Raw genomic sequence first — 17884 nt, 5'->3', positions numbered from 1 at the left:
TTATTGGACTTACCTTGAGGGGCACCGCGATAAGTTCGAATGGGAAAAGCCAGCTGCCAGTGAGCTTATCAATTTCGGCAAATGGATTTTTCTAAGCACCGTCGCTGGGTTCCTCTTTAATCAGAGCGACAAAATGCTGTTGGGTAAATATCTGCCTCTGGATCAATTCGGGGTCTATAACATCGGGTTTTTCCTTGCCAGCTTCCCGCTTTTGCTTGGGGTTTCGGTCACGCACAAGCTTTTGATCCCGCTCTACCGTGAACGCCCCCCCCGCGCGAGTGCAGCAAACTTTGCCGCCCTTCGTAAGATGCGCTTTGTGGTGAGCGGAGGACTTTTGTTCGGTGTTGCGCTACTGGCTTTCGTCGGCGTGCCGCTGGTCGGATTTCTGTATGATCCACGTTATCAAGCGGCGGGTATCATTGTGACCATCATCGCCTGTATGCAGGTACCGCAGATCATTGTGTTGACTTACGATCAAGCCGCCCTTGCCGCGGGGGATTCCAAGCGGTTCTTTGTTCTGGCGGCAAGCCGGGCGGTTATCATGTTAACGGCCATGTTCATCGCCCTCGAGATGTTCGGTCTGATTGGTGCGTTGTTCAGCATCGGCCTTGCAATGGTGTTGATCTATCCTGTCGTGATCTGGTTGGCGCGCCGCATGGGAGCATGGGATCCATTTCATGATCTGGCTTTCGCGCTGCTTGGTGCCGCGGTGATGGCGCTGGCGCTATGGATGAATTGGGACGGTGTTGTCGAACTTGCCGCTATGAGTTAGCTGCATGGCGGGTAATCAGATACCGCAATAGGGCGTAAGTTTTTTGGTCAGTGCCTCAAAATGTTCTTATTGTTGGGGGATAAACGATCCTGATCTGTGATGCTTGAGTGGTGGTATGTCTGAGTTTGACGCGTCCCAAACCGAAATGTCTGGCGATATAGCTATTGTCGGAATGGCCGCGCAATTGCCCGGCGCTCTAGGCTTGGATGCCTATTGGGATATGCTGCGCAGCGGTACGTCCGCTATTCGCCGTTTGAGCGAAGAAGACATGCTCCAAGCAGGGGTGGACCCGGCAACGCTGGCCGACCCGAATTACGTCCCATTCGCGGCAAACCTTGAAGGCTACACAGAATTTGACGCTGATTTCTTCGGGCTTAGCCCGAAAGAGGCGGCAATCATGGATCCGCAGCACCGCAAGTTTCTGGAAGTATCCTGGCACGCCTTGGAAAATGCCGGTCATATGCCTGAAAATTTCACAGGTCCGATTGGGGTCTATGCGGGCTGTGGAATGGGGAGTTATTTCTATTTCAACATTTGCTCGAACCGCGATCTGGTCGAAAATACAGGCATGTTCCTGCTGCGCCACACGGGCAATGACAAGGATTTCCTCAGCACCCGACTTAGCCATTTCTTAGACCTGCGTGGTCCGTCTATTTCGCTGCAAACGGCGTGCTCTACGTCTTTGGTTGGCGTGCATTATGCGAGCGCAGCTTTGCTGAATGGCGAATGCGACATGGCGATTGCAGGGGGCGTGACAATCGATCTGCCGCAAGGGCAGGGCTATCTATTCAAAGAAAACGAAATTCTATCCCCTGACGGGCAATGCCATGCCTTTGACCATCGCGCTCAAGGCACGGTCTTTGGTTCGGGCGCGGGCGCTGTTGTGTTGCGCCGATTAGAGGACGCAATTGCCGATCGCGATCACATTTGGGCGGTGATTAAAGGCACGGCAGTCAATAATGACGGCTCAGACAAAGCAGGCTATCTTGCCCCGTCCGTCGGCGGACAGGCCGCCGCAATAGCGGAGGCCCAAGCCATTGCAGGTGTCAGCGCCGATACGGTCGATTACATCGAATGCCATGGAACAGGCACTTATCTGGGCGACCCGATCGAGGTGGCCGCGCTGACCGAAGCCTTCCGCGAGACAACTGACGAAATAAGGTTCTGCCGTATCGGATCAGTGAAAACCAATATTGGTCACTTGGATACAGCGGCAGGAGCCGCATCTTTGATAAAAACGGCGCTCTCGCTGCATCACAAACAGATGCCACCTAGCCTTGGCTATGAGGCTCCGAATCCTGCGATTGAGTTCGACACTAGCCCGTTCACCGTGAACGACACGTTAACAGAATGGACGTCACACAAAGGCCCGCGCCGCGCTGGTGTCAATTCCCTTGGCGTAGGCGGCACGAATGCACATGCAGTTGTTGAAGAAGCCCCCGAACGTGCCGCGTCAGAGGCATCGGATTGGCCGTTCCAGGTGCTCACAATCTCTGGGCGCAACAAATCGGCGCTTGATGCGAACACCGCTGCTCTTGGCGAATATTTACAAGGCACTGAAACGGATCTCGCCGATGTCGCCTTTACGCTTAAGGAAGGGCGCCGCGCTTTTGAACGCCGCCGCGTTGTTGTCGCGCAAACCGCAAAAGAGGCGGCTGAAAAGCTCGCAAAATCTGACCCGCGCGAGGTGTTCACCCACCGTGTGCTTTCCAATCCCGAAGCTGTCTTCATGTTCCCCGGCGGCGGCGCGCAATACGCGGGCATGGCGCGGGATCTTTATGAGACAGAACCGGTTTTCGCCGAATGGATTGATGCCGGTTTGGAGGTGCTTCAACCGCGTCTTGACTATGATATTCGCGCGCTCTGGCTGCCTGAAGAAAACGGACGTAGTGCGGCTGATGAGGCGCTGAAGAAGCCCTCAATTCAATTGCCATTGATTATGATCGTTGAATATGCGCTGGCTAAACTGCTGGAAAGCTGGGGCATAACCCCGCGTGTTCTGATCGGTCATTCCATGGGCGAAAACACCGCCGCCGCATTGGCTGGCGTGATAAGCTTTGAAGATTGCATTGGCCTTGTGCTGTTGCGAGGACAGATGTTCGACACGGTGCCAGCAGGGGGCATGTTAAGCGTCTCAATGCCGGCAGCTGATTTGCGAGAGTACCTCGGCGACACGCTTGATCTTGCGGCAATAAATGGTCCTAACCTTTCGGTTGCTTCGGGCCCACAAGAGGCACTTGATGCCTTGCAAACACGCCTAGGTAGCGAGGACATTGATTGCCAACGCATCCCAATCGATATTGCCGCGCACAGCCGGATGTTGGAACCTATTCTGACGCGCTTTGGTGACTATCTGCGCTCAATCTCGCTAAATGCTCCTAGCATCCCGATTATTTCGAACCGCACGGGCCATGAGCTAACGCACGCGCAGGCAACCGACCCGGACTACTGGGTTCAACACCTGCGCGGCACAGTGCATTTTGCCGACGGCATTTCGCATATCGCAGCGGCGAAGAACTGTGCCTACATCGAGGTTGGGCCGGGCAAAGCGCTCAGCTCGCTTGCGCAGCAATGCGAGGCGGTAGAAAGCGATCAGGTGATAAATGTTCTGCGCCATCCAGAACAGGACGTCGCGGATGATGCGTATTTCATGTCGGTTCTTGGGCGGCTCTGGGCGGTCGGCTTTGATATTGACTGGCCTCAAATCTGGGGCGACGCCGCGCGAAATAAAGTGGTTTTGCCGGGATATCAGTTCCAACGCAGTCCGTATTTCATCGAGGCCTCAGCGCCCCAAACTGCGCCTGCACCGACACGGATTATGCGACGCGACGATATTGCTGACTGGGGATATGTGCCTCATTGGCAAAAGCGATATGCGGATTGTGCTTTCGATGTGGCAAACGATCTTGGCGAGCCAACGACATGGCTGTTCTTTGTGGATGAGGCGGGTGTCGCCGCCCCTGTGATAGAGCGTTTGCGACGTGCAGGGCACAGCGTGACGGAGGTCGTAACAGGCGACGCCTTTGCACGTCTGTCGCAGGATCGATTTGCTCTTGCCCCTGAACAAGGCCGCGAAGGATATGATCGCCTTCTTGCCGAGCTGGTTGCAACAGGACGCACGCCAGAACGGATCGCCCATTTCTGGTCTGTGACACAAGAAGAGCGCTATCGCCCCGGCTCAAGCTTTTTCCATCGCAATCAAGAGCAGGGCTTTTATTCGCTCATGTTCCTCGCTCAGGCGATCAGCGGCGAGGGTCTGCCGACGCCTTTGCATATTTCTGTCTTTTCTTCGGATGCACATAGCCTTGCAGGGCAGATCGCGCGCTACCCCGAGAAGGCCTGTTTGAACGGTCCCGTCAAAGTGACGCCCGCCGAATTCCCCGGCGTGACCGCCTCATGGCTTGATATTTCGGTGCCACCATTGAAGGCGAAGTCACTATTTTCCAAGCCTGCGCAAACAGAAGATTTTACCGATCTTGTGTTGGAAGAGCTGTTAAGCGCGCAGGGTAACAAGATCGCTGCCGTGCGCGCTGGCACCCGTTACGAGCAGACAACAGTAACGCGCGCCCTGCCTTTGCCAGAACAACCATGGGCCTTGGAACAAGGCGCTGCCGTTTTGATAACGGGTGGATTTGGCGGCATTGGTCAAAGCCTTGCGCGCGATTTCATCACCCGCTTTCAGGCACGCATCGTTCTTGTGTCGCGCAAGGAATTGCCTGATCGCGCAAGCTGGGACATGTTGGCCCCTGCTGATCCTGCCGCGCGTTATGTAGACGCCGTGCAAGCGCTAGAAGCGCTAGGCGGTGAGGTTCTTTGCCTCGTTGGTGATGTTTGCAATGCCGAAGACATGCGGCGCGTGCGCGAGCAGGCAGAGGCCAGATTTGGTCCTTTGACGGGGATCATTCACGCGGCGGGCGTTATTGATGATGCACCCATTTTGGCGAAGGGCGCAGGCTCAGTCGAGGCGGTGTTCACGCCGAAAATTCACGGCACCGAAGTGATCGGCAAAGTCTGGGAAGACGGGGCTTTGGACTGGCTTGTGCTCTTTTCATCATCCTCGACGGTGACGGCCCCTGCGGGTCAGATTGACTATGTCGCTGCGAATGATTTTCTCAATGCCTATGCAAATGCGCGCCAGGGCGACGCCACCCGTGTGATTGCGCTCGGCTGGGGTGTCTGGGCTGGCGTGGGCATGGCCGCAGATGCGATGGCCGCACGCCTAGGTACGCCGAATGTGCTTCCTGCACGCGATGCGCGGCAACCGCTTTTGGATATTCTGTCGGCGGATGTTGACGGGCGGCACGTTTTCGAAACCGAATTGTCCGTCGATCATCATTGGGTGCTGTCCGAGCATCGCACCAAGGATGGCACAATCCTGATGCCGGGCACGGGTTATCTGGAAATCGCGCGCCAAGCGTTGCGCGCGTTGGGGATCAATGGTGCCTTTAGCATTCGCGACCTCTACTTCCTGCGGCCTTTGGATGTGGGCGAGGCCGCATCGCGCAAAATGCGTGTGCGGTTGAGCACAATTGATGCGGGCTTTGAAATGGAAGTGCTGAGCGAGATCCAGTTCCAGGGTCGAACCGCTTGGCAACGTAATGCTCAAGCAAGCCTTGTTCTAAGCAAGCTTGGCCAGCCCGATGTGATTGATCTCGCTTCGGTGCGCGAAGGCCTTCCTGAAATGCAGCGCGCCGCTCAAGGGGAAACGCTTGTCTCGCCGCAAGAGGCGCATTTGGATTTCGGCCCGCGCTGGCGCGTATTGAACGCGATGTCGCTGGGCCAAGGCAGCGGCATAGCCGAACTATCGCTGCCGCCCGAGGCTGCAAACGATACCGGTTTCGGCCTGCATCCTGCACTGATGGACCTTGCGACGGGCTGGGCGATGGGGCTGATTGACGGCTATGGCGGGGACCACCTTTGGGTGCCGCTTAGCTATTCAAATGTGCGCGTTTTCCGTGACTTGCCTTCAAAGATTATCTCTTGGGTCCGTTCTGTTCGCCGCGACGGCGAAGCCGTGCGGTTCGATCTGATGCTTTGCACACCAGAGGGTGAGGTCTGCGCAGAGATTGACGGGTTTTCGATCAAGCGGATCGAGGATCGCTCATCCCTCGCTCATGGCCCCGCACCGCATGCCAACGAGCTGGAATTTGATGAAAGCGCTGCGACGCAACCGCTTTCAACCGCTGAAGAACGGCTCCATCACAATATCGCCCAGGGCATACGTCCCGACGAAGGGGCAGATGCCTTTGCGCGGGTCATGTCGTTGGGTGTATCGCAAATCACGATTTCATCCCTGGATTTGGATGCCCTCAAGGCGCAAGGGGCGCTGGACCTGGTTCAAAGCACTGGTTCGGCTGGTTTCGAGCGCCCTGATCTGGATAGCGATTATGCAGCGCCAGAAAGCGAAATCGAGCGGACCTTGGCAGGGATGTGGCAAGATCTGCTTGGCGTGTCCGATGTGGGTATCGACGACAGCTTTTTTGACCTTGGTGGCCACTCGCTGATTGCTGTGCGTTTGTTTGCACAGATCAAGAAGGCCTACCGTTTGGATTTTCCGATTTCGATCCTGTTCGAGGCACCGACAATTCGCAAGATATCGGCGCTGATCGAGGCGCAAATCGGCCCGCAATCCGGCGTAGACGACGCCCCAATGCCCAAAGCACCAGAGCGCCGTTTCACGCATATCGTCCCGATGCACGAAGGTGCGCGGGGCAACAAAGCGCCGTTCTTTCTGGTTGCCGGGATGTTTGGAAATGTCCTGAACCTTCGCCATCTTGCGCATTTACTTGGCGCGGACCGCCCGTTCTACGGCCTTCAGGCGCGTGGGCTTTACGGCGATCAAGAACCGCATCGCAGCATCGAGGACGCCGCGCGCGACTATATCGTAGAACTGCAAGAGGTGCAGCCGCATGGGCCTTACATGCTGGGTGGGTTCTCAGGCGGCGGCATAACTGCCTACGAGATGGCGCGCCAGTTAGAGGCGGCGGGCGAGCAGGTTGATCTGGTTGTCTTGCTTGATACGCCCTTGCCAAAGCGACGGGCGTTGTCGACGATTGATCGCCTTTACATTCAGGGGGCAGAACTTAAACGTGGTGGTCTTTTATATCCATTGCGTTGGATCGCGCGACGCGTCGCGTGGGAGATATCCAAACGCCGTGCACCTGATTTGGGACAAACCCAAGAGCATCAGTTCCATAACGCAGAGATAGAAGCGGCCTTCCTAGAGGCTGTTGCAGCTTATGAGGTGCGTCCGTGGCATGGTAACTTGCAGCTTTATCGACCACCTTTGGTTGGCCATTGGACAGTGTCTGGCGGCAAGCAGATCAACTCTGAACGTGCCTATGTCTTGCATGACAATGATTGGACCCAACATGCGCCCAAAGTGCAGGTGACAGAGGTTCCGGGCGATCATGACAGTATGGTGCTTGAGCCGAATGTGCGCGTGCTGGCCGCGCGGATGAAAGCGGCCATCGAAGCGGCAGAAACCGCGCCGAATGCCATTCCCGATCATATGGCAGCAGAGTAGATCATGCCCAGCATCCTGACCATAATCCTGAACTACAAAACCCCTGAGATGACGCTGCAATCGCTCGCGGCTGCACTGCGTGAAATGGCTGGACTTGAGGGCGAGATTGTCATTGTTGACAATGACAGCAACGACGGATCGTTCGAAATGCTGTCAGCCAGCGCTCAGGGCTTGCCGCGTGTTCGGGTCGTTCAATCCGGGCATAACGGTGGATTTGGTGCAGGCAACAACGTGGGTTTGCGCCTTGGGCTCTCGGATGGCAGCGCGCCGGATTATTACTATGTGCTGAACTCGGACGCCTTTCCGGATGAGGGCAGCATTCGCGCGCTATTGGATCATTTGGAAGCGAATCCGAAGGTCGGTTTTGCAGGCAGTTACATCCATGGCCCCGAGGGCGATCCGCATCTGACGACTTTTCGCTTCCCGTCTATATGGTCCGAACTTGAAGGCGCTGCACGCTTTGGTCCTATCTCGCGCGCGCTGCGCAATAAACGGGTGCCGATTGATGTGCCAGATCAAACTTGCGAGGTGGACTGGCTCGCAGGGGCAAGCCTAATGATGCGGCGCAAGGTGCTTGAGGACATCGGCCTCTTTGACGAGACGTTCTTTCTCTACTTTGAGGAAACGGATCTGTGTCGACGCGCAAAGCTCGCTGGCTGGCCAACGGTCTTCGTGCGGAGCAGTGAAGTGACGCATATCGGTTCGGTTTCAACGGGCATGAAAACCTGGGCGCGCATGCCGCAATACTGGTTCGACTCGCGTTTGCACTACTTCACTAAGAACCACGGTTGGCTTTATGCCTTGCTTGCGGTGAAGGCCCATGTCGTTGGCGGGCTGCTTTGGCGTGTACGACGCCTGCTACAAGGCAAACCACAAGCCGACCCAGATCACTTCCTGCGTGATCTGATTGTCCACGATACCCGCAATTTATTATCCCGACCGCGCGCCGCAAAAGTGCCGCGCCTAGGTACGTTAGAACGTGTTGGAGAAAGTTAGATGAGTGCCCCGCAAAGCGCGATCCTGATCGGGTCGGAAAGCCTTACAATTGAAGCTGGCCGTCAGCTGCGCGCGCGCGGCTTTGATGTACGCGCCGTTGTCACCCATAGTGCGGATGTGCGCACATGGGCGGCGGGTGAAGGGCTTGATGTGCTTGGCTTTGGCGCTGGTTTGACGGCCCGTTTGGGCGGGGCAGTTGACTGGATTTTCTCTGTCGCCAATCTGGTGATGTTGCCTGCAGATTTGCTTGGCCTTGCGCGCAAGGGCGCGATCAATTTTCATGACGGGCCGCTGCCGCGCTATGCAGGTTTGAACGCGCCCGTCTGGGCTTTGCTCAAGGGTGAAAAACTGCATGGTATAACATGGCATTTGATCGAGGGCGGTGTTGATGAGGGCCGCATCATTGCGCGGGAAGGTTTTGATATCCGTGCATCTGATACAGCATTTACCCTGAACACGCGTTGCTTTGAGGCGGGCGTTCAAAGTTTCGCACGCGTCTTGGATGCAATCAGTGTTGAACCGCTTGCTGCAACGGATCAGGACCTATCCCAACGCAGCTATTTCGCTTTGGCGCAGCGGCCAGAAGGTCACGGATTTCTGGACCACACCCAACCGCGTGCAAGCGCTTTGCGAGTTGTTCAGGCGCTGGATCATGGCCCCTATTGGAACCCGCTTTGCGCTCCGAAAATTCGGATTGGCGCACAGATTATCCACGTTGCCAGCGCGGAGGCGGAAAACGCCCTCAAAGGACGCGCAGGCGAGGTTTTAGCCGTTAGCAGCGATAGCGTCACGCTCGCCTTTTCTGATGGTGCCTTGCGGTTGATGTGCGCCGGCGGTGATCTTTCCGCTTTGTCTGTCGGTGACATGGCTGTGCCGATAGCGATATCAAATGATGTGCAGCATCAACTGAATGCGGCAGCCAAGGCAGATGCATTCTGGCGTAAGCGGCTTGGTGAAATGACCCCCTGCGCGCTGCCTTTGACCTCAGATCAGGGCGGGCAGGGTTGGCTCGAATGCGCGGTAGAGACCACGCATGAAGACCTGCTTGGTCAAGCGATGATGACCCTTGCCATGCAAATGACGGGTGCTCCTTGTGACATTGCTCTGGGTATAAGGAATGGATCGCTACTGCTATCTGACTGGGTGCCAATGCGCGATATTTCCGAGCTCTCGACGCTTCGCGAAAAGGGAAGTTTCGCGCGTGATCTTTTGGTGCGTGATACCGCCCTTAGCCAAGTTCGAACCCCTGTTCTGGGCTTGTCCGAGGCTGGCCCGATTGAAGGCTGCGTCGCGACACTTGCTGGCACGAAACTTCATTATGACAGCGCGCACCTTAGCGCTGCTGGTGCCGCTATCCTTGCAGCACGCCTCGTACATATAGCAGAGCATCTTGGCCAAGGCACAGCCGCGCAAGACATCCCGCGTGTCCCGAATAGTGAAGCGGAAATTTTGCATGCTTGGAACGCAACAGAAATACCGTTTGATGAAACCTGCCTGCCACAGCTCTTCGAGGCGAAAGTCGCGAAAACGCCTGATGCGATAGCCGTTATCGTCGAAGATCAAAGCCTGAGCTATGCGGCTTTGAATGCTGCCGCTAATAAAGCCGCGCATGTCTTGCAACAAATGGGTGTTAAGGCCGACACGCTTGTCGGGCTATATACATCGCGCTCGCTTGAGATGCTGATTGGCGCTTTGGCGATCATGAAAGCGGGCGGTGCTTATGTTCCGCTTGATCCTGCTTATCCTGAACACCGTCTTACGGGTTACCTTGAAGACAGCGCTGTGTCTGTGATCGTGACGCAAAGCGCGATCTCTGGCAGCTTGCCAGATCATAGCGCCGCACTGTTGGAACTAGACCGCGATCCAAGACTTCAAAACGCAAGCGATGACAATCTGCACGCTGTCGCGGGTCCAGAGAACCTTGCCTATCTTATTTTCACCTCTGGCTCTACGGGGCGCCCAAAGGGCGTGATGATCGAACATCGCAATCTGAGCAATTTCTTTGTCGGTATGGACCAGCGTCTTAATCATGATCCGGCGGGAACTTGGCTTGCCGTGACTTCGCTCAACTTCGACATCTCGGTGTTGGAGCTTTTCTATACGCTTACACGCGGTTTTAAACTGGTTGTGACCTCTGACGAAACCCGAGCGGTTCTGTCTAATGGTCCTGTGATGACCTCAGACGCCGAAATGGAATTCTCTATTTATTACTGGGGCAACGACGATGGTGCGGGCGAAAAGAAATACGAGCTGCTGCTTGAGGGTGCAAAGTTTGCTGACGACCACGGTTTTTGCGCGGTTTGGACGCCAGAGCGGCACTTCCATGCGTTCGGCGGACCCTATCCCAATCCTTCGGTTACGGGCGCTGCGGTTGCCGCGGTAACCAAGAATATTGGTGTGCGTTCTGGCTCTTGCGTTGCACCGTTGCACCATCCGGCACGGATTGCCGAAGAATGGTCGGTGATCGACAATCTCACGAACGGGCGTGCGGGGCTTGCTATGGCTTCTGGCTGGCAACCTGACGATTTTGTACTACGCCCTGAAAATACGCCCCCCGACAACAAACCTGCATTGATGGATACCATCGACAAGGTGCGCAAGCTTTGGCGGGGTGAAGCGGTTGAATTCCCTAAGGCCGACGGCGGTATGCACGCGGTTGTTACCCAGCCCCGACCCGTTAGCAAAGAGGTGCCTATCTGGGTGACCACGGCTGGCAATCCGGAGACTTGGAAAGAAGCAGGTGCCATCGGCGCGAATGTGCTAACCCACCTGCTGGGGCAAAGCATTGACGAGGTTGCGGGAAAGATAACACTTTATCACGATGCGCTACGCGAGGCGGGGCACGATCCGAGCGATTTCAAAGTAACCCTGATGCTGCACACATTCATCGCCGAAACGCGCGAGATTGCACGAGAGATCGCGCGTGAGCCGATGAAAGATTACCTGCGTTCAGCGGCGGGCCTGATAAAGCAATATGCTTGGGCCTTCCCGGCATTCAAACGCCCGGAAGGCGTGGATAACGCATTCCAGCTTGATCTTGGATCATTGGAAGAGGACGAATTGGAAGGCATACTCGACTTTGCCTTTCAACGCTATTTCGAGGATTCGGGCCTGTTTGGCACTGTGCAAGACTGCATGAGCAAGGTGGACGCGCTTAAGCGGATTGGTGTGAACGAAGTTGCCTGTCTGATTGATTATGGCATTGGGACCGAACAGGTTCTGGAGGGGTTGAAACCCTTGGCCGAGGTTGTTCGACGCTCCAACACGTCACAAACAATGGCCAGCGATGATTTTTCCATCGCGGCGCAATTAGTTCGGCACAAGGTAACCCATATGCAATGCACGCCATCAATGGCGCGGATGATTTGCATGAACGACGAAGCGCGTGGCGCTTTGGCAGGTTTGCAGGAAATTATGATCGGGGGCGAAGCCTTGCCAGCGGCGCTTGTCGCGGATTTGAAGGCGGCGAGCAAAGCCGAGATCACCAATATGTATGGGCCAACGGAAACAACGATCTGGTCTTCGACCCGCAAGGCGGAAGGCGAGGGGACGATCCCCCTTGGCCAGCCAATCGCCAACACGCAATTCTACGTGTTGGATGAGCAGGGTGCGCTTTGCCAGATTGGAGCAGAGGGTGAACTTTGCATTGGCGGTGCAGGTGTGACGCGCGGCTACTGGCAACGTGCTGACCTGACAGCCGAGCGCTTTGTGCCTGCGCCTGACGGTGGGCGAATGTATCGCACGGGTGATCTGGTCAAGCAAACAGCAGAAGGCGAGATTGAGTTTCTTGGCCGTGTTGATAACCAGATCAAACTGCGCGGCTACCGTATCGAGCTGGGAGAGATTGAAAGTGCGCTTGAGGCCCAAGCCGGCGTGAAGCAGGCGGTTGTTGTCGCGCGCGAAGATACCCCCGGTGATGTGCGTTTGATTGCCTATGTGACGGGTCAATCACTGGCACCTGACGCGCTGCGTGCTGCCATGAAATCAAAACTGCCGACGCATATGGTGCCTTCTAGTGTTGAAGTGATTGATAGCTTCCCGCTGACGCCGAACAAGAAGGTGGATCGCGCCGCGCTGCCAGCGCCGAAACCAGCGAAGAAGGTGGAGATGCCCACGCCTGTAACGGGTATCGTTCAGGTAGGTGCATCGGAGGTAACTGCGCAGATCGCTACAATTTGGAGCGCCATACTTGGGGTGCATAACATCGCGCCAAGCGACAATTTCTTTGACATCGGCGGGCATTCCCTGCTTGCGGTTCAAGCGCACCGCGAAATTCGCGATACCATGGGCGCGAAGATTTCAATTACCGACATTTTCCGTTTTCCTGTTCTTTCGGCCTTGGCCGAGCGGGTCGCGGCAAGTGGTGGTCAGGCGATTGCGCAAACGTCAACGCGCCAAACAGAAACGAATGCTGCCGCTCCGGGCCAGCCAACGGCGCGCGCTGAAGGGCGCGTTGATGCAATGGCTAAACGACGCGCGATGCGGGCAGCGCGCTTGCGTAAATGAGTCTCGTCGCCGCATTAGAGGGGTTCTTGCCAAGAACGCTGGCCTTTGCTGTGCGTGATCCGCGGCAACACTACCCTTTGATCGGCAGGGAAGCCGAGGCCGTCGCGAATGCGATCGAAAAGCGCAAAACAGAGTTTAGCGCTGGTCGTGATGCTGCGCGCGCTGCACTTTCGGGTTTGGGTCACAACGACATTGAAATCCTCGTAGGCCCCTACCGTGCACCGATCTGGCCAGATGGTTTTTGTGGCTCTATCACGCACAGCCGTGAAATCTGTATCGCAGGTGTTGCCCGCTTGGCTGACATCGCGTCGATCGGAATTGATGCGGAACGTGACATGCCCCTGAAGGACGAGTTACGCAGCGCAATTTTGCATGAAAGCGAGCTTCATGTCAGCGGGGCAGAGGCCATTGAGCTGTTCAGCATGAAAGAAGCGCTGTTCAAGGCACTCTTTCCGATTTGCGGTGAGTTGATGGGCTTTCATGCGGCCAAAAGCGATGGGAACAGCGGGCTCGTTCTTACCCGTCAAGTGGGCGCTTATCCCGAGGGTTCGCAGTTCGATGTGCCGACAATTCATGTTTCAAGCCACGTGATTTCACAGTGCATTATCGAAGGGGTAAAGCAATGATCCGCCGCGCTGTCGCCAAGTTTCATCGGGCGCTTTGCGCCAAGCGATTCCTTGGATCAAGCGCGCTTTTGCTGCTGCTATCGGCGTGTGGGTTGACGCGCTGTACACCAGATCCATTGCCGCGCGCGCAGTTTGAAGCGCTCTATGAAACCCCTTTGAACGCACCTGAAAAAGGGCTGCGCGTCTTTCACCTTGGTCATTCTCTGGTGAACCGCAACATGCCCGACATGCTGCGCCAGTTTGCGCAAGCAACCGCTCGTGCGCACGAATATGAAAGCCAGATCGGTTGGGGCACGCCGCTCAAATCACATTGGGAGCCGGGTGAAGAGGTTTTCGGATTTGAGAAAGAGAACGCGCATCCCCGTTTTCGCGACGTGAGGTCGGCGCTGGAGAGCGGAGATTATGATGCGGTGATCTTGACCGAGATGGTAGAGCTAAGAGACGCCATCGAGTATTTTGAGAGCGCGAATTATCTGCATAAGTTTGCAAGTCTTGCGCGTGAAGGGCGCGTAGACACGCGCATTTATCTTTATGAGACATGGCACAACGTTAATGACCCCGAAGGCTGGCGTGCCCGTTTGGAAAAAGATCGGGTTCGGTACTGGGAGGATGGTATTTTGCGCCCCGCACTTGCCTACGATACGCAGCCGCGACCGATTTACGTGGTTCCTGTTGGTCAGGTATTTGCCGAGATCGCACGACAGATTGAGGCGGGTAAGTTAAAGGGCTTGGGTAAAGTCGAAGATCTATTTGCGCAAAACGAGGATGGTTCGCTTGATACGATCCATGTTGGGCACTTGGGTAACTACATCGCCGCGCTAACGCATTATGCAGTGCTTTATCACACCAACCCGATGGGGCTTGCGGGAAAGGTTGCTCTTTATGATGAAAGTGAAGTAATTTCAGTAGCTTCCCCCGAAGCTATCACTCAAATTCAGGGCATAGTTTGGCAGGTCGTCAAGAACGATCCCCTGACCGGACTGGCGCGGCAATAGGAAACAATTCAAATGGATTGTTTCTGAGAAAATATGACTAAAACGTGGCAAAATTTGTCTGGTTCTGATACCTTTGTCCAAGACGCATCGGCTGCCACCGATTCCGTGGGGGACTTTGTTGGCAGACCTTTCATAGGGTTTGCCGCAATGGCGGGGTGTTTACCTCGTGTGCGATGACGTCAAATAGGCAGCAACTTTCGATGTGACCCAGGGCTATTGTATTGGCCTTTTCGGGGAATAAATGGTTATGGCCAGGCGTTTGGCTAAGGAGAGTTGGTTTGGATCAGATCAGAACAGTTGGCGAATTTTTCGGCGTTATCAAACGTCGTTTTTTCCTGATGGCGCTTATCGTGTGTCTTGGAACGCTGGCAGCGATTTACTATGCGCTGAACCAGCCCAGCCTTTATGAAACCCATGCCGCTTTGCAAATTGAAAGCGCCTCGGTAGCCAATCAAACGTCGGGGGCGACCTCTCTGAGCAATGGTGCGGCACATCGTTTGACATTGATCGAACAACGTTTGATGGCGCGCGATAGTCTGGTGCGAGTGATCGAGAAACTTGAACTGTTTTCCGATGGTTTTGGGATGCCATTGAATGAAAAGGTCGATGCGTTGCGCAGTTCTGTGCAAATTGCCCAGAACAAAGATGGGGCTCAATCTTGGCAGCCTAACATTACTCCGTCGGGCTTGTTGATAAGTGTGAGGTTTGGCGATCCCGAACTGGCGGCGCGCATCGCCAACGAATTTCTTGGCTCGGTCCTAGAGGAAAACCGCAAGCGCAAAGAAGAGCGTAGCAAAGGCGCGCTTGCATTCTTTACTAGCGAAGAAGAGCGTATTGGTGCCGACATTTTGGTTATCGAAGAAGAGATTGCCGCGTTCAAAAGTGCCAACTCTGATGCGCTACCAAGCGGGATCCTGTCGCAGCGCGATCAACTAGGCACCCTGCGCGAAACCGAACTAGAGATCGAGCGCGAGATTATCGCAGCGTCCAGCAATACCAACCGTCAACGCCAGTCTGTTGTGGATTTGCAGGTTACCCGTCTCGAAGAGCAAAAGGCATTGATCCAGCAACGGATCAATCGCATCGACGCCGTCATCGCTGCGGCACCAGAGATTGAGCGTGAACTTGGCGCCTTGAGCCGCCGTTTGCGTCAACTGCAAGATCAGTACAGCGTTATCACAACTGGCCGCGCAGAGGCGGAAATGGGTCAATTGCTTGAAACAGCCGACCAATCCGAGCGATTTGTCGTGCTGGAAACGGCGTTGGTGCCAGAATATGCAGTCTCTCCAAGCCGCAAGAAAATCGCGATGCTCGGTTTTATTGGCAGTGGCTTTCTTGCTTGCCTCGCGGCACTTGCATTGGAAATGATGAACCCAGCAATTCGCACAAGCGCGCAACTTGAACGACAGCTTGGTCTACAGCCGGTCGTTTCAATTCCTTACGTGAGCAGCACTTGGGAGCAACGCCGTCGCAAGCTGACTTGGATTGCTGGTTTTGTCGCTTTGATCCTATCTCTTCCGTTCATTCTACGAACGCTTGCGGAAAAGGGATTGGGCGGGATGCTTGGCGGCTTGTTCAAGCGCGAGGCAAATAGCTAGTAGCTATAATGGCTGATTGATAGGCCTTCGGCCTTGTTCAGGATGACACCTAGCAGCGGCTTGTCATCACCAAAACGACGCTTGAGCTCACGCACCTCGTTGGCCTTGGTTGTGCCACCGCCAACGACAAGCAAGACGGCATCATAGTGTTCACGAAATGCCATGACGTCATCATGATAAAGCGCGGGCGGCATGTCGTAGATTACAACATCGGGTTCCAGTTCCGCTTCCATCTGTGCAATCGCGTCGGACGTCGCTGCCGAGCCAAGCATTTCGGAAGCAAACGGTTCGCGCACGTTGTTCAGGCCGAATGCGACGTTCGAGCCGATCTTCAGCATGTTCTGACCCATACGCTTGAAATGCCCATCGACAGACACGTTTCCACGCAGGAAATCCCCCATGGTGCCCGGCTCGTCGACACCAAGCAGCGGGGCAACTGACGGGTTGCGCAGATCGAGGTCCATTAGCACCGTGCGAAGGCGCTCTTGGCGCGACATGCTGATAGCAAGGTTGGTCGAGATAAATGTTTTGCCGCAATCTTTGGTCGGGGAGGTGATAACGACGCGGCGCCATCCTCGTTCTGCAAGGCTTTGTACCAAGCGCGTGCGCAAAACATCGAAAGCAACATGCGCAGGATTATGTCGGCTCGCGCTGATAACGCGCTGTTGTTCAAGATGCGCTTCTTTCACTGGGATGCTGCCAAGACGATCCCACATGTCCGGGGCCTGCACAAAGCTCGATGGTGCCTTCATCGGTTTTATCAGGCGGCGGCGCATTTCGGCGGCTTCCGTATCAGACAAGCGCATACCGCCACCCGAAAACCTGCGGCGGTTTCCAGTGTTCTGGCTATCTGCGTCCAGCGGGCTGGAATTGGTCTTGCTCATAACCTGCGCTCGTCCTTTGAAGCGCGCATCAATTCGATGCGTGCGTTTCGTCCACTATAGCTTAAAAAATTGGGCCAAATCATGTCGCTGCAAGGGGCAGGGTATGAAGTTTTGCGCAATTTCTTGTGATTAGGGGATTAATATCCGAGCAAATTAGCCTCGATGATGCCTTTTTGGATGAAAGCATCGCGCTCTGTTTCGGGTGCCCAGCCCAGCATGGCTTTGCTCTGCGCGTTGTCAAACGGGCTGAAATGTGCGCGAGATTTCCAATCCATAAGGGAAGGGCGTAGCACGCCATGGCGCCGTAGCGCATGTTTCTTCAACACATATTTTACAGCATCAACCGCCCAGAAAAGGGTTGGATTTCCGCCCTTTACTTTCACGCGCGCACCGAGTGCGTCGTGGATGGCATCGAAATATTCCCGGGCGGTAAAATGGATATCGCCGACAAGGTTAAAGGATTGCCCGATTGCAGCAGGGTTTTTTCCCATTTGGATCAAGCCCTCGCTTACGTCTTCGATCAAGACAAAGGGTAGCTTGTTGTGTCCTGCACTCCAGAGCCGCACAGCCCCAGCGCCGTGCCAGCGCCCGATGCCCCAATGCTGAAGGGGACCGCCCGCGCCGATAACGATTCCGGGCCGCGCGATGGTTAGGGGCAAACCGCGCGTTTCATGCATGTGCATAAGCTGGCGTTCGCACTCCGCCTTGGAGCGTGCATAGAGGTTGCGATCGCTCATATCATCCCCAAATGGCGTCGCTTCTCGGATCGTATTCGCCTCGGATGACATGTCGTAAGAGGCGATTGTGCCTGTATAGACCAGCCTTTCAACACCGGCCTCTAGCGCGGCTTCAGCTATGTTTACCGCGACACCCACATCGTTTTGCAGGCAAAGATCCCATGTGGTGTCCATGGATTTGGCAAGGTTGTAAACGGTCTTGATCCCTTGCATCGCTGCGACGAGCGCGGCCTTGTCTTTAAGG

Annotated in this window: 9 protein-coding genes; 7 read left to right on the top strand and 2 right to left on the bottom strand. The window is 55.5% G+C overall.

The features are described from left to right. The 7 genes from WBC85_RS13335 to WBC85_RS13305 form a co-directional block, all read left to right on the top strand. The coding region (locus tag WBC85_RS13335; protein WP_424438055.1) for an oligosaccharide flippase family protein at positions 1-772 on the top strand (772 nt) is incomplete at its 5' end. Positions 773-887: 115 nt separating this feature from the next. Next, positions 888-7298 (top strand): type I polyketide synthase, encoded by a 6411-nt coding sequence (locus WBC85_RS13330; protein ID WP_424438052.1) that lies wholly within the window; start codon positions 888-890, stop codon positions 7296-7298. Positions 7299-7301: 3 nt separating this feature from the next. Beyond that, positions 7302-8294, top strand: coding sequence for a glycosyltransferase family 2 protein (locus WBC85_RS13325; protein WP_424438049.1), 993 nt, complete (start codon positions 7302-7304; stop codon positions 8292-8294). Further along, entirely contained in the window at positions 8295-12800 is a 4506-nt protein-coding gene (locus WBC85_RS13320) for a MupA/Atu3671 family FMN-dependent luciferase-like monooxygenase (protein WP_424438046.1), read from the top strand. Next, the gene (locus tag WBC85_RS13315; protein ID WP_424438043.1) at positions 12797-13426 is read left to right on the top strand and encodes a 4'-phosphopantetheinyl transferase family protein; all 630 of its coding nucleotides are present in this window, start codon (positions 12797-12799) and stop codon (positions 13424-13426) included. Before WBC85_RS13320 ends, WBC85_RS13315 begins: the two co-directional genes overlap by 4 nt. Continuing rightward, complete coding sequence (locus WBC85_RS13310; RefSeq protein ID WP_424438040.1) at positions 13423-14421, top strand: hypothetical protein; 999 nt, start codon at positions 13423-13425, stop codon at positions 14419-14421. Before WBC85_RS13315 ends, WBC85_RS13310 begins: the two co-directional genes overlap by 4 nt. 278 nt (positions 14422-14699) lie before the next feature. Then, positions 14700-16019, top strand: coding sequence for a GumC family protein (locus WBC85_RS13305; protein ID WP_424438037.1), 1320 nt, complete (start codon positions 14700-14702; stop codon positions 16017-16019). Here the strand turns inward: WBC85_RS13305 and WBC85_RS13300 are convergent. Together WBC85_RS13300 and WBC85_RS13295 are read right to left on the bottom strand one after the other, a co-directional pair. Beyond that, positions 16016-16903 (bottom strand): CpsD/CapB family tyrosine-protein kinase, encoded by an 888-nt coding sequence (locus WBC85_RS13300; protein WP_424438034.1) that lies wholly within the window; start codon positions 16901-16903, stop codon positions 16016-16018. The two genes, WBC85_RS13305 and WBC85_RS13300, sit on opposite strands and share 4 nt — an antisense overlap. 137 nt (positions 16904-17040) lie before the next feature. After that, a partial coding sequence (locus WBC85_RS13295) for an NAD-dependent epimerase/dehydratase family protein (RefSeq protein ID WP_424438031.1) occupies positions 17041-17884 on the bottom strand: 844 nt, incomplete at its 5' end.

Source organism: Planktotalea sp., assembly GCF_049680325.1.
GTDB lineage: Bacteria > Pseudomonadota > Alphaproteobacteria > Rhodobacterales > Rhodobacteraceae > Planktotalea.
This window is presented reverse-complemented; position numbering and strand designations above follow the sequence as displayed.